This window comes from Gilvimarinus sp. 1_MG-2023 (assembly GCF_030548285.1).
Window position 1 is genome coordinate 1 of sequence record NZ_JAUOSC010000073.1, and the last position, 541, is coordinate 541.

A 541-nucleotide genomic window follows, 5' to 3' on the forward strand; every position below is an offset into this window, starting at 1 on the left:
GTTGTAGGTATTGCAGGCGAAAGCGAACGCAGAGTCCGCCAGCGTAAACAGATAACCACCGTGACAAGTCTGATGACCCTGCAACATAAAATCAGCCACTGTCATCGCTACCGTGGATTGGCCCGGTGACGATCGCAGCAGCTCGATGCCCAGATGTTGTGTCGCGCGATCACGGCGATACAACTCGTTGGCACAAGCCACCGCCAGTTCCTCGGCACTCATCGCTTGCAGGTGCGGTTGATCAGTCATGGAAACGACCTCCTTGCAGTGCCAGACGACGAATCAACAAGGAAGGACGATAACGATCATCGCCGTAAGCCGCCTGCAAATGAGTCAACAGCTGGTCGACTCTGGCAAGGCCGATCTGATCGGCCCACCGCAACGGCCCACGAGGATAATTCACCCCAAAACACATGGCGGTATCGACGCCGATTGCATCACCAACCCCCTGCAATACGGCATCCGCACCTTCATTCGCCAACATGCAAACCGTTCGCATCACCGCCAACCCCGGCACATCGGTCAGCTCACTGACCTGAAT

Annotated in this window: 2 protein-coding genes; both read right to left on the reverse strand. The window is 56.4% G+C overall.

The genetic code is table 11. The features are described from left to right. A partial coding sequence (locus Q4563_RS15725; protein ID WP_303605131.1) for a hotdog fold thioesterase occupies positions 1-249 on the reverse strand: 249 nt, incomplete at its 3' end. Next, positions 242-541, reverse strand: a 300-nt coding sequence (locus Q4563_RS15730; RefSeq protein WP_303605132.1) for a 3-hydroxyacyl-CoA dehydrogenase family protein, incomplete at its 5' end; no start/stop codon positions are given. The genes Q4563_RS15730 and Q4563_RS15725, both read right to left, overlap by 8 nt.